Origin of the sequence: Clostridium isatidis, from assembly GCF_002285495.1 — a bacterium.
In the GTDB taxonomy this organism is placed as follows: Bacteria; Bacillota; Clostridia; order Clostridiales; family Clostridiaceae; genus Clostridium; species Clostridium isatidis.
The window spans coordinates 2,508,340-2,521,593 of the sequence record NZ_CP016786.1 but is presented as its reverse complement, the minus strand read 5'-3'; the positions used below and the strand labels follow the sequence as shown (position 1 = coordinate 2,521,593).

General features: G+C 29.0%; 11 protein-coding genes. All 11 read left to right on the top strand.

What is annotated here, in order from left to right; translation table 11 throughout:
• Positions 1-54 precede the first annotated feature (54 nt).
• The 11 genes from BEN51_RS11985 (at position 55) to BEN51_RS11935 (ending at position 13,133) form a co-directional block, all read left to right on the top strand.
• Positions 55-798: a DeoR/GlpR family DNA-binding transcription regulator gene (locus tag BEN51_RS11985; protein WP_119866259.1), complete on the top strand. Its 744-nt coding sequence runs from the start codon at positions 55-57 to the stop codon at positions 796-798.
• A 3-nt stretch (positions 799-801) separates the two neighbouring features.
• Positions 802-1,713 carry a 1-phosphofructokinase gene (gene pfkB / locus BEN51_RS11980; protein ID WP_119866258.1) on the top strand — a complete coding sequence of 304 codons (912 nt, stop codon included), beginning with the start codon at positions 802-804 and terminating at the stop codon, positions 1,711-1,713.
• 11 nt (positions 1,714-1,724) lie between these two features.
• Positions 1,725-3,596, top strand: coding sequence for a PTS fructose transporter subunit IIABC (locus BEN51_RS11975; protein WP_119866257.1), 1,872 nt, complete (start codon positions 1,725-1,727; stop codon positions 3,594-3,596).
• 100 nt (positions 3,597-3,696) lie between these two features.
• Positions 3,697-4,287 carry a rubrerythrin gene (gene rbr, locus BEN51_RS11970; RefSeq protein WP_119866256.1) on the top strand — a complete coding sequence of 197 codons (591 nt, stop codon included), beginning with the start codon at positions 3,697-3,699 and terminating at the stop codon, positions 4,285-4,287.
• A gap of 451 nt (positions 4,288-4,738) precedes the next feature.
• The gene (gene sfsA / locus BEN51_RS11965) at positions 4,739-5,434 is read left to right on the top strand and encodes a DNA/RNA nuclease SfsA (protein ID WP_119866255.1); all 696 of its coding nucleotides are present in this window, start codon (positions 4,739-4,741) and stop codon (positions 5,432-5,434) included.
• 59 nt (positions 5,435-5,493) lie between these two features.
• Positions 5,494-5,985, top strand: a complete 492-nt coding sequence (locus BEN51_RS11960) for an NUDIX domain-containing protein (protein WP_119866254.1) — start codon at positions 5,494-5,496, stop codon at positions 5,983-5,985.
• A 266-nt stretch (positions 5,986-6,251) separates the two neighbouring features.
• Positions 6,252-6,929 carry a beta/alpha barrel domain-containing protein gene (locus BEN51_RS11955; RefSeq protein WP_119866253.1) on the top strand — a complete coding sequence of 226 codons (678 nt, stop codon included), beginning with the start codon at positions 6,252-6,254 and terminating at the stop codon, positions 6,927-6,929.
• 63 nt (positions 6,930-6,992) lie between these two features.
• Positions 6,993-8,285, top strand: a complete 1,293-nt coding sequence (gene lysA, locus BEN51_RS11950; protein ID WP_119866252.1) for a diaminopimelate decarboxylase — start codon at positions 6,993-6,995, stop codon at positions 8,283-8,285.
• A 199-nt stretch (positions 8,286-8,484) separates the two neighbouring features.
• Positions 8,485-9,030 carry a signal peptidase I gene (lepB, locus tag BEN51_RS11945; RefSeq protein WP_119866251.1) on the top strand — a complete coding sequence of 182 codons (546 nt, stop codon included), beginning with the start codon at positions 8,485-8,487 and terminating at the stop codon, positions 9,028-9,030.
• 23 nt (positions 9,031-9,053) lie between these two features.
• Positions 9,054-10,949, top strand: a complete 1,896-nt coding sequence (gene ftsH / locus BEN51_RS11940; RefSeq protein ID WP_119866250.1) for an ATP-dependent zinc metalloprotease FtsH — start codon at positions 9,054-9,056, stop codon at positions 10,947-10,949.
• Positions 10,950-11,033: 84 nt separating this feature from the next.
• Positions 11,034-13,133 (top strand): HelD family protein, encoded by a 2,100-nt coding sequence (locus BEN51_RS11935; RefSeq protein WP_119866249.1) that lies wholly within the window; start codon positions 11,034-11,036, stop codon positions 13,131-13,133.
• The last annotated feature ends 121 nt before the right edge of the window (positions 13,134-13,254 follow it).

Genomic DNA, 13,254 nt, shown 5'->3' with positions numbered 1-13,254 from the left:
AAATGCTTGAAATCCTTTACCGAAAGTTGTATTATATAGTTGGGAGTGATATTAATGCTAACAGAAGAAAGACACAAACTTATATTAGAAAAATTAAAAATAGACTCGGTTGTATATGTCAATGAACTTGTAGAAATGTTAGAAACTTCAGAATCAACCATAAGAAGAGACTTAAACTATTTAAATAAGATAGGAAAACTAAAGAAGGTTCATGGTGGAGCAACCTTATTAGAAAAAGAGTTTAATACAAAAGATGATTATGTCTCAATAAGAGAAACTCTTAATATTGAAGAAAAGCGTTCAATAGGAGAATATGCTGCAACTTTAGTGGAAGCAAATGATTTTGTTTATATCGATTCAGGTACAACAACTAGTATAATGACTGACTTTCTTAAAGAAAAAAATGCAGTATATATTACAAATGGATTAATGATAGCAAAAAAATTAATTTCAAAGGGATTTAAAACCTTTATATTAGGGGGTGAAATAAAGGAATCTACGGAAGCTATTGTAGGAGTTGAAGCCATAAAAACATTAAAAAGGTATAATTTCACAAAAGGTTTTTTTGGAACTAATGGAATTTCTGATTATAGGGGATATACAACACCAGATATAAATGAAGCCTTAGTTAAAGAAGAAGCCTTAAGTAGAACTAGAACTCCTTATATACTTGCAGATAAAAGTAAATTCGATGAAATAAGTTGTGCAACTTTTGGAGAAATAGATGAAGCAACAATAATAACAACAAAACTAGATAATGATAAATATCATGATAAGACAAAAATACTGGAGGTTTAAAGAATGATATATACAATAACTTTCAACCCTGCTTTAGATTATATAGTAAGGGTTGAGGATTTTAAATTAGGAGAGGTAAATAGAACTTCCTATGAAGAAGTATATGCAGGAGGAAAAGGAATTAACGTTTCAATTATTCTAAAAAACCTAGGGGTAAGTAGTGTAGCATTAGGATTTATAGCAGGATTTACAGGAGAAGAAATAGAGAGAAGAGTAAAAAAAGCTGGTTGTATAACTGATTTTATAAAGCTTGATAAAGGATTATCCAGGATAAACATAAAGCTTAAGTCTGAGGTTGAATCTGAAATAAACGGACAAGGACCTAATATAACTAATGAGGATTTAGAAGAATTATATAAGAAGTTAGATCTATTTGATAAAGAGGATATTTTAGTTTTAGCAGGCAGCATTCCTAAAACATTGCCGGAAAATATTTATGAAATTATATTAGAAAGACTTAGCAGTAAAAAAATAAAATGTATTGTAGATGCCACAGGGGAATTATTATTAAATGTTTTAAAATACAGGCCATTTTTAATAAAACCAAATCACAATGAATTATCAGAATTATTTAATGTTGATATTAAAACCGAAGAGGACATTATTAAATATGGCAAGGAACTAAGAAGACTTGGGGCAAGAAATGTTTTAATTTCAAGAGCTGGAGATGGTGCAATATTTATAAATGAAAATGATGAAGTAATGAATTGTAAGGCACCTTTTGGTAAGGTTGTTAATTCAGTAGGAGCTGGAGATTCAATGGTGGGAGGTTTTATAGCGGGATATTTAAAAAATAAAAATTTAAAAGAAGGCTTTAAAATGGGAGTAGCAACAGGAAGTGCAAGTGCCTTTTCAGAAGGCTTAGCTACTAAAGAAAAAGTAGAGAGGCTATTACAAGAAATAAATGATATATAGGGGGAGAGAAAATGAAAATTTCTGATTTATTAAATAAAAAGTCAATAGAAATAAATCCAAATTTAAAGTCAAAAGAAGAAGCAATAAATAAGTTAGTTGAGTTATTGGATTTGTCAGGGAATATAAAAAATAAAGAAGGCTTTAAAAAAGCTGTATTAGAAAGAGAAAAATTGAGTACAACTGGTATTGGAGAAGGAATCGCTATTCCTCATGGTAAAAGTTCAGAAGTTAAAAAAGTTACTCTTTCAGCCATGGTAGTTAATAAGGGAGTAGAGTATGACTCCTTAGATGGAAAACCTGCAAATCTATTTTTTATGATTGCAGCTCCAGAAGGAGAAAATGATGCTCATTTAGAACTATTAGCAAGATTATCTAAGATGTTAATGAACTCAGATTTTAAAAATAAATTATTAAATTCAAGAACTGCTGAAGAGTTTATAGCTATTATAGATAAATTTGAGAAAACAAACTTAAATAATAAAACAGATAAGAATAATAAATCTTATGAAATTTTAGCAGTAACAGCTTGCCCAACAGGAATAGCTCATACTTATATGGCAGCTGAAAGTCTAGAAAATAAAGCAAGCGAAATGGGAATTTCAATTAAGGTAGAAACAAATGGTTCAGGTGGAGCGAAGAATGTTTTAACTAAAAAGGAAATTGAAGAAGCAGAATGTATTATTATTGCTGCTGATAAAAATGTTGATATGGGAAGATTTGATGGTAAAAAAGTAATTCAAACAAAGGTTTCCAATGGAATACACAAGGCAGAAGAGTTACTAAAAAGAGCAAAATCAGGAGATGTTCCAGTGTATAACCATAAGGAAGCAAGGGTAATAAAATCAGAGTATGAAGAAGAAGAAGGAATAGGAAGAGCAATATATAAGCATTTAATGAATGGTGTATCTCACATGCTGCCATTTGTTATTGGAGGAGGAATATTAATAGCTTTAGCTTTCTTATTTGACGATTACAGTATAGATCCAGCAAATTTTGGTTCCAATACTCCTTTAGCAGCTTTCTTTAAAAATGTTGGAGGAACTGCTTTCGGCTTTATGCTTCCTATATTAGCAGGTTATATTGCAATGAGTATAGCAGATAGACCAGCTTTAGCAGTAGGTTTTGTTGGAGGTATGTTAGCTAATAATGGAGGATCAGGATTTTTAGGTGCATTATTAGCAGGTTTTATAGCAGGTTATTTGGTACTAGGTATAAAGAAGTTATTTTCAAGTCTGCCTAATAGTTTAGAAGGTTTAAAACCAGTACTAATCTATCCTTTATTTGGAATACTTTTAATTGGAGTAATAATAACATTTGTAATAAATCCTCCAGTATCTGCATTAAATACAGGAATTTCAAACACATTGAATAATATGGGAGAAGGAAGTAAAATATTGCTTGGCGCAGTTTTAGGAGGAATGATGGCCTTTGATATGGGTGGTCCTTTAAATAAAGCAGCTTATGTATTTGGAACAGCATCTTTAGCTAGCGGTCAGTATGAAATTATGGCGGCAGTAATGATAGGAGGCATGGTTCCACCTATAGCAATAGCTTTATGTACAACTTTCTTTAAAAAGAAATTTACAAAGAAAGAAAGACAATCTGGTCTTACAAATTATATTATGGGATTATCATTCATAACAGAAGGGGCAATACCATTTGCAGCAGCAGATCCATTAAGAGTAATACCAGCTTGTATAATAGGATCAGCAGTATCAGGAGCTTTATCAATGGCTTTTGGATGTTCTCTTAGAGCACCTCATGGCGGAATATTTGTTCTTCCGGTTATAAGTAATCCTCTTGGATATTTTGCAGCTCTTCTAATTGGATCAGTAGTAGGTATGATAGTTTTAGCAGTATTAAAGAAAAATTTAGAAGATTAACAGAAATTTAATGTTAGTTCCCTTTGCTAATTGTTCTAAATATTGTAAAATTAAATTAGTGGACAACTTAAATAATAAAAATTAAGGAGTGTTTGTTTATATGAAAAGTTTAAAGAGAACTAAGACTGCAGAAAATTTAATGAAATCCTTTGCGGGAGAATCTCAAGCTAGAACAAGATATACTTATTATGCTAGTGTTGCAAAAAAAGAAGGATATTTACAAATAGCAAACATATTTTTAGAAACTGCTGAGCAAGAAAAAGAGCATGCTAAGAGATTTTATAAATTCTTAGTAAATGACTTTCAAGGAGAACCAATAGAAATTAATGCCTCATATCCAGTAGCATATTATGCTGATAATACATTAGAAAATTTAAAGGCAGCAGCAGCTGGAGAACATGAAGAATGGGCACATGACTATCCTGAATTTGCTAGAATAGCAAGAGAAGAAGGTTTTCCAGAAATAGCGGCAGCTTATGAAAAAATAGCAGAAGTTGAAAATAGGCATGAAAGAAGATACAATAAACTTCTTAAAAATATAGAAGAAGGAAAAGTGTTTAAGAAAGATGAAGTTGTTCTATGGAAATGTCTAAACTGTGGATATATTTATGAAGGAGAAGAAGCTCCAAAAGCATGTCCAGCATGTTTACATCCACAATCATATTTTGAAGTATTTACAGAAAACTACTAAAATAAAGAGCCTTATAAACCTTATAGAGTTTATAAGGCTCTTATTTTTGTTAATTAAGAATTTAATAATTGTTGAAAGTGTGGAAAGTTATCCACAAAATGTGGACAATCATCTAAAATGTGTTGATAAGTCAAAAAAACTATTGACACAAGATATATGAAAAGAATGAATGTTTGTAACAATATAATGTTTTATTTAGAATAACAATGAATTATGTAGTATAATGTAAAATATAAAATTTAGAATAAAATTAATAGTAAAAAGAGTTATGAACAGTTTGTACAAAATGTGGATAATTTCTGTGGATAAGTTGCTATTAAAACTCAAAAATTCTTAAAAAATAAGCTTTTTTTAAAATATGTGATGTGGATAAATTAGTTTATATTAAAAATTGTGGATAAAAATATTTAGATAAATTGTCTAAAAGTTGAAAAAGGAGAAGGAGAAATGTATGAAATATGATAAAAATATCTATGAAGGATTATTTATAACTCGTCTTAATAGATTTAATGCTTTAGTAAAATTAAATAATGAAGAAATTACAGTTCATGTACCTAATACAGGTAGATGCAAAGAAATATTAAAAGAGGGAACAAAGATCTTTTTGCGAGAAGAACTTAATCCTACAAGAAAAACTAAATATGATTTAATTGCAGCAATGAAGGGGAAAATGTTAATAAATATAGATTCCCAAATTCCAAATAAGGTTGTTAATGAAGCATTAATTAATGGAAAAATAGATAATTTAAAAAAATATAGCCAAATTAATAAGGAAAAGACTTTTGGGAAAAGTAGATTCGATTTTAAATTATCAACAGAAGATGAAAAAGAAATTTATTATTTAGAAGTAAAGGGTGTAACTTTAGAAGAAAATGGACACTGTAGATTTCCAGATGCTCCTACAGAAAGAGGAACAAAACATATTTTAGAGCTTATAGAAGCTAAAAATCAAGGTTATGGTGCTGGCGTTCTATTTTTGATTCAGTTAGAAGATGTCAAAGTATTTTCACCTAATGATATTACTGATAAAAAGTTTGCAGAAGCATTAAAATTAGCTAAGGAAAATTCAGTAGATATACTAGCCTATAATTGTAAGGTTTATAAGGATGGAATTGAAATTAAAGATCCAATTAGTGTAATATTATAACATAGCTAGAAATTATTAATTGTTATATAATAATTGTTAATTCTTTAAAGAGGTGTAGTATGAAATATAAATTTTGTCCCTTATGTGGTAGAAAATTAGAAGAAAGATATAGTTGGGATGAAGGAGGGGTTCCTTATTGTTCTAAAGATGATATGATGTTTTTTGATACTCCAAAACCATGTATAATGGTTGCAGTAGTAAAAGGTGACGAAATATTATTATTAAAACAAAGTTACATATATAAAAATTCTAAGGTATTATTAACAGGATATGTAGATAATAATGAGACAGCGGAAGAAGCTGTTGAAAGAGAAGTAAGAGAAGAATCAGGAATAGAAGTAAATAACATTACATATTTGGGATCAGATTATGTAAAAGATAAGGAAATATTAATGATAACCTTTATGGCGGATTATGTTTCAGGAGAAATAAAAAAATCAGATGAAGTTGAAGGTATGGGCTGGAGCAAGCTATCAAATGCTTTAAATGAAATGAAGGAAGATGAAATTGGACTAAGGGTTGTTAAAAAGATAATTGAAATAAAAAAATAAAGTGCAAAGCACTTTATTTTTTTATTATTATAGACCATCCAAAACTACTAATAGACTATCTAAAGTTGATAATTTAAATTATTGTAAATAGTATTGATAAATTCAAATTATTTTTATAAAATTATATAATCCCATAAAGATTGATGACATTATTAATAGTATAGTATAATTAAATTAAAACTATGAAAAAAATAATATAATTAATTAATATAGTGATATCTTATGAGATGATTTTATATTGAGTTTTATAAATAGGAGGGTTAAGAATGGAGCCAAAAAAGCCAAAAATAGTACCAGAGATAAAGGGAATTTTAAGAAGTCATGTGATTGAAGTACCTTCTTGTATAAGAGATTGCAGTGGAATCAAAATATTCGGTAAAAGAATAAAATCATTGCTTTTTACAACTGATGTGGCGGTAATAAGAAATACAAATGCTGATGCCATTATCGCAGTATATCCTTTTACACCTCAACCCCTCATAACACAGGCACTTTTATTAGCTGCTGATGTTCCAATTTTTTGTGGTGTAGGCGGTGGTATTACTCAAGGAAAAAGAGTTGTTAATTTGGCTCTAGATGCTGAATTTAAAGGCGCTATGGGAGTAGTAGTTAATGCTCCGACATCAAATGATATAGTTAGAAAGATAAGAGAGACTATAGATATCCCTGTAGTAGTTACAGTAATTTCGGAGAATGAAAATATAAAAGAGAGAATACAGGCTGGGGCAACTATTTTAAATGTTTCTGGAGGAAAAAACACTCCTAATATAGTAAGAAGGATAAGAGAAGAATTGCCAACCTTTCCTATTATAGCAACAGGAGGACCAACAGAAGAAACTATAAAGAGAACAATTGAAGCTGGGGCAAATGCAATAACCTATACTCCACCTCCATCTGGAGATGTAATGGGGGACTTAATGGATAAGTATAGAGAGCAATATTAATAATGTATAGCAATAAGCAATATATAAGATTTGCAAATAAATATATAATTGGGGGAATTTATTATGAAATTATTTGGGGCAAGTAAAATAGAAGGAAATAATTTAAAAATTGCTGGGCTAGAAGCTAAGTATTTAGCTGAAAATTTTGGAACACCATTATATGTTATGGATGAAAAGCTAATAATAGATAAATGTAGGGAATATTATAAGGCTTTTAAAGTAAAAGAAGAAAATAATAGAGTAGCTTATGCTGGAAAGGCCTTTCTAACCTTAGAAATGTGTAGAATTATAGATAGAGAAGGTCTTTGTTTAGATGTTGTATCAGGCGGAGAACTTTACACAGCATATAAAGCAAACTTTAACATGGAAAAAGTTTATTTTCATGGAAACAATAAAACAGAAGAAGAAATTGAACTTGGAGTTAAACTCGGAGTTGGAAGGTTTATTGTTGATAACTTATGGGAAATGAAAAAAATAAATGAAATTGCAGAGAAATATGGAAAAGTACAAAAGATATATTTAAGAATAACTCCAGGAATAGAAGCACACACTCATGATTATATTAAAACTGGACAGATAGATTCTAAATTTGGTTTTGCACCAGTTGATAATATAATAATGAATTCAATAAAAAATGCTTTAGAGCTTTCTAATCTAAATCTTGTTGGATTACATTGCCACATAGGTTCTCAAATATTCGATAATGAACCTTTCGGTGATGCTGCAGAAATTATGTTGAAGCTTATAAAAGAAATAAAACAAGAAACTGGTCATGAAATTGAAGAACTTAATTTAGGAGGAGGATTTGGAGTTTATTATTCAGATGGAGATAATCCTAAGGATATAAGTTACTATTGTGCTGCTATACTGGATAGGGTTGATAAAGTTTGTAAAGAATTATCAATAAAAAAGCCTATATTAACTATTGAGCCAGGGAGATCTATAGTTGCGAATGCAGGAACTACTTTATATAAGGTAGGTTCAATAAAGGAAATACCTAATATTAGAAAGTATATAGCTGTAGATGGAGGAATGACTGATAATATAAGACCAGCTTTATATGATGCTAAATATGAAGCTATAATTGTAAATAAGGCAAATGAGCCCTTTGAGGATTTAGTAACAGTGGTAGGAAAATGTTGTGAATCTGGAGATGTATTAATAAAGGATATAAAGCTTCAGAAAGCAGAAAGTGGGGATATATTAGCAGTAACATCTACTGGTGCTTATGGCTTTTCAATGGCAAGTGGATATAATAAAAATTTAAGACCTGCAGTTGTATTTGTGAGAGATGGAGAAGCGAAGATAGTAGTTAAAAGACAAAGTTTTGAAGAACTTTTATTAAATGAAATATAAAAATATATTGAATTGGAAAGTGGGTAAGTGTATAATTATTTGCCCATTTTTTGTTATTATGGGCTATTTATTTAATTTTTAAATATGTTATACTAAGTTGTAAGGAAAAATAAAGGATAAAGATGATTTATTTCTTGATTAAAAGGGAATAAATAGTTTATAAAGTAGAAGAAAATAATAATGAAGGAGTTATAAATAAATGGAAAGTAAAGTGAATAAAAGGAAGATAGATAAGAATAATAAAGGTAACTTCTTTACAGATTGGATAGTTCCAATAGGTTTGGCGATAGTAATAGCTTTTCTTATAAATAAATACTTAACTTTTAAGGTATTAATACCTTCAGAATCTATGGTACCAACTTTAAATGTAGATGATCAACTTTTTGTTACAAAGGTCTATAATTTAGATAAATTAAAGAGGGGAGATATTTTAGTTTTTTATTCTGATGAATTAGGTGAATCTTTAATAAAAAGACTTATTGGTTTGCCAGGAGATAAAATTAAAATTGAAAATGGAATAGTTTATGTAAATGGAGAGAAATTAGAGGAGGATTACATAGGAACTCCAGATAAATTCAATGGAGAATATGAAGTTCCTGAAGGAAAGTATTTCTTTTTAGGTGATAATAGACTTGTTTCAAAAGACTCGAGATATTGGAAAAATCCTTATATAGATGGTGAGGATATTCAAGGGAAAGCCCAAATAAAAGTATATCCTTTCAGTGAATTTGGAAAAATAAAATAAATTTAAAATGAGAGGAAGAAACTATGCAAAATAAAAACACAGGAGAAAATAAAAATAATAAAAATAAAAATTATATACTCTGGTATGCAATAACTGCATTTATATTGATATATATATTCAGCACAACAAAAAATTTTATTACAACACAAGAAATTAGTTATAGTGCGTTTATAGAAATGATAAAAACAAATCAAGTTGAAAGAGTTGTTATTTCGTCTAGTGAAATAGACATTATTCCTAAAGAAAATAGTGAAAGAAATAATGGTAAATTATTATATACAGGTAATGTGGGGGATGATAATTTAGTAGAGTTATTAATTGAAAATGATATAGAATTTACCGCAAAAACAGTTCAAAATAATTTTATGACAGAATTTATACTTACTTGGGTAGTAGCCCCTGTAATATGCTTCTTTTTATTGAGGTTTTTCTTTTCTAAAATGGGAGGCAGAATGGGTGGCTCATCAATGATGAAGTTTGGAAAAAGTAATGCAAAGGTATATAGAGAAAAGGATATTAAAATTACCTTTGATGATGTAGCTGGTCAAGATGAAGCAAAAGAATCATTAAAAGAAATAATAGATTATTTAAATCATTCCGAAAAATATGTAGAGATTGGGGCTAAGCTTCCTAAAGGGGCCTTATTAGTAGGGCCGCCAGGAACAGGTAAAACCTTATTAGCAAAGGCAGTAGCAGGTGAAGCTAATGTACCATTTTTATCAATTTCAGGTTCAAATTTTGTTGAAATGTTTGCAGGTATGGGAGCCGCTAAAGTAAGGGATCTATTCCAAGAAGCAGAAAAAAATGCTCCTTGTATAATATTTATAGATGAAATAGATTCAATAGGAAAAAGCAGAGATTCACAACTTCAAACTAATGATGAAAGAGAGCAGACTTTAAATCAATTATTAACACAAATGGATGGTTTTGATTCTACAAAGGCAATAGTTATTCTTGGTGCTACAAATAGACCGGAAATTTTAGATAAAGCCCTACTAAGGCCAGGAAGATTTGATAGAAGGATTATAGTAGATAGACCAGATTTAAAGGGAAGAATAGATATATTAAAAGTGCATGCAAAGGATGTAAAACTAGGTGAAGATGTTAATCTTGAAGAAATAGCAAAAAGTACACCTGGCGCTGTAGGTGCAGATTTAGCCAATATGGTAAATGAAGCAGCTTTAAGAGCTGTTAAACAAGGTAGAAATGTAGTAATGCAGGAAGATTTAAGGGAAGCTGTTGAAGTTATAATAGCAGGTAAGGAAAAGAAAGATAGAATTCTTTCACCAAAAGAAAAAAGAATTGTTGCCTTCCATGAAGTAGGGCACGCTTTAGTAGCTGCACTACTAGAAAGAGCAGATCCAGTTCACAAAATAACTATAGTTCCAAGAACTATGGGAGCTTTAGGGTATACTATGCAGTTACCTGAAGAAGAAAAATACTTAGTATCAAAAGAAGAATTAATAAATCAAATAATGGTTATGTTAGGTGGAAGATCTGCAGAGGAAGTAGTATTTAATGTGATTACTACAGGAGCTTCAAATGATATTGAAAGAGCAACTAAAACAGCTAGAAGTATTGTAACTCTTTATGGAATGACAGAAAAATTTGATATGATGGCTTTAGAATCTGTTCAAAATAGATATTTAGATGGTAGAGCAGTTAGGGAATGCAGTGAACAAACTTCTACTATGATAGATGAGGAAGTTTTAAAAATTATTAAAACTTGTCATGAAAATACAAAAAAACTTCTTGAAGAAAATAGAGATCTTTTAGATAAGATAGCCGAATATTTATTAGAGAAAGAAACTATCTTTGGCGATGAATTCATGGATTTTGTTTGTGAAAAATATCCAGAATTAAGAAATAAAAAAAGTAAAGAAAATAAAGAAGAAAAGCAAGAACTTGTAGAGGAGTAAATAATATAATAGAGAGTGTTGGCAATAATTTGCTACACTCTTTATTAGTTAAATCAGTATCTAAAATTTAAAGGGGGATTTACCTTGGACAAATTTGAATTCTTAAAAGAAGAAAGGCACCTAAAGGATACTATAGACATCATAAATGAAGAAACTATTAAATATATAGAAAAGAGAAAAGATGTATCAGAACAGATTCTAGATAGCAGAAAAAAGTTTATAGAAGAATATGAGGATGATGAAGATAGAGTTATTGAGTATTTTGATCATGAAAGATATATAGTTGAGGAATTATATAGGACAATAGATAAAAGATTATTAGAATTAGTAAAATTAAAAGAAGCACCTTATTTTGGGAAAATAGGCTTTATAGAGGATGGAATTTTGGAGGAAATTTACATAGGTAGATATGGTCTTAATCAAGATCATAGTTTTGAGCCAGTAATAGTAGATTGGAGAGCTCCAGTAGCTTCATTATTTTATAAAGGTATGTTAGGAAAGACAAGTTATAATACTCCACTAGGAGAAGTTGATGTAGAAATAGCATCAAGAAGACAGTTAATAATAAAAAAATCAAAGTTAGAGGGCTATTTTGATTCTGATTTAAATATTCAAGATGAAATATTACAATTAGTTTTATCTTCAAAATCAGGAGAAAAATTAAAGGATATAGTCACTACAATACAGAAGGAACAAGATGAGATAATAAGAGCTGATAGAAATAAGGTTGTTGTAGTTAATGGAGTTGCAGGTTCGGGAAAAACTACAATTGCTTTACATAGAGTAGCTTATTTGCTGTATAATTTTAGAAAACAGTTAGAAAATAAAGTTCTTATTTTAGGACCAAATGATATATTTATGGATTATATATCAGAAGTTCTTCCTAATTTAGGAGAAAGAGCAGTATCAAATGAAACATTTAGCTCATATGCTTATAAAGAAATTGGCTTAAACGAACTTATAAAAAGTCAAACTCTTTATTTAGAAGAAGTTATTAATGGAAATGAAGAGCTTATAAAAGAAGTAAAATATAAATCTTCAGAAGAATTTATTGATCAATTAGATAAAAAAGTTAAAGATATTGAAAATAACTACTTTAAAATTAGATCTGTCACATTCATGAAGGAAGAAATTGTTTCAGAAGAAGAAATAAAAGAACTATTTAATAAATATTACGAATATATGCCTATATTTAAAAGAAGCCAGAAAATAAAGAGAGTGCTTATTTCAAAAATTAAAGATAGAAGAGATGAAGAAGTAAGAAAAATAAATTTAAGAGCTAAAGAAGAAAGAGAAAAACTAACAGAAGAAGAACTAAGAATACAAGAAAATAATATTGAATATAGAAGAAGATTAGCAATAAGGGATATTATTAGCGAAGTTATGAAATCTAAAGATGAAATTTCATCTTGGATAGAAAATGAAAGTGTTGTAGATATATATAAGGACTTTATGAAGGTAAATGAGTTATCATATTTAGATTTAGCTGGAATTTTATATTTGATGATTAAACTTGAAGGGAAAAAATCAAGTACTGAAATAAAGCATATAGTTATTGATGAAGCTCAAGATTTTAATATGCTTCAATTTATTGTATTAAAAGAATTTACAGGATGCAGAAGCTATACTATTGTTGGGGATGCTAATCAGAGATTAATCAGAGCAGAGGAAGTACCAGCAATGCTTAGACTAAATGAATTATTTGATGATTTATATCAATTATTTGAACTTAATAAAAGCTATAGATCAACCTATCAAATTATGGAATATGCAAATAAGTTCCTAGATGAAAATTCAGTAGTACCTTTTGTAAGAAAAGGAGAGTTTGATGTTTTAGAAACATCAGTACCAAAGGATGATAAAGAAGATTTAATAGAAGTGTTATTAAATTTATTGCAAGATTATGAAGAGGAAGAGTATGAAAATGTTGCAATAATAACCAAAGATAAAAATGATTTAGAAATAATAGCACCAGAATTAAAAAAGCATACTAATATTATTGCTTTTAAAAATGAAGATATAATATATAAGGGCGGGAAAGTTATAATACCATCATATTTTGCAAAGGGATTAGAATTTGATGCTGCCATTATTGTAAATTTCGATAAGGATACAGATAACTTAATAAAATATATTATGGCAACTAGAGCTCTTCATAGATTATCAGTAATAAATATTATATAGTACCGATTAAGAAGGAATTAATAATTTAGTAAGTTAAAGACTTTTATGCATAGTTAATATGTATAAAAGTCTTTTAATATTAAAAAATTTAGAATTAAAAAGTTGTAACTTTTAACAATAA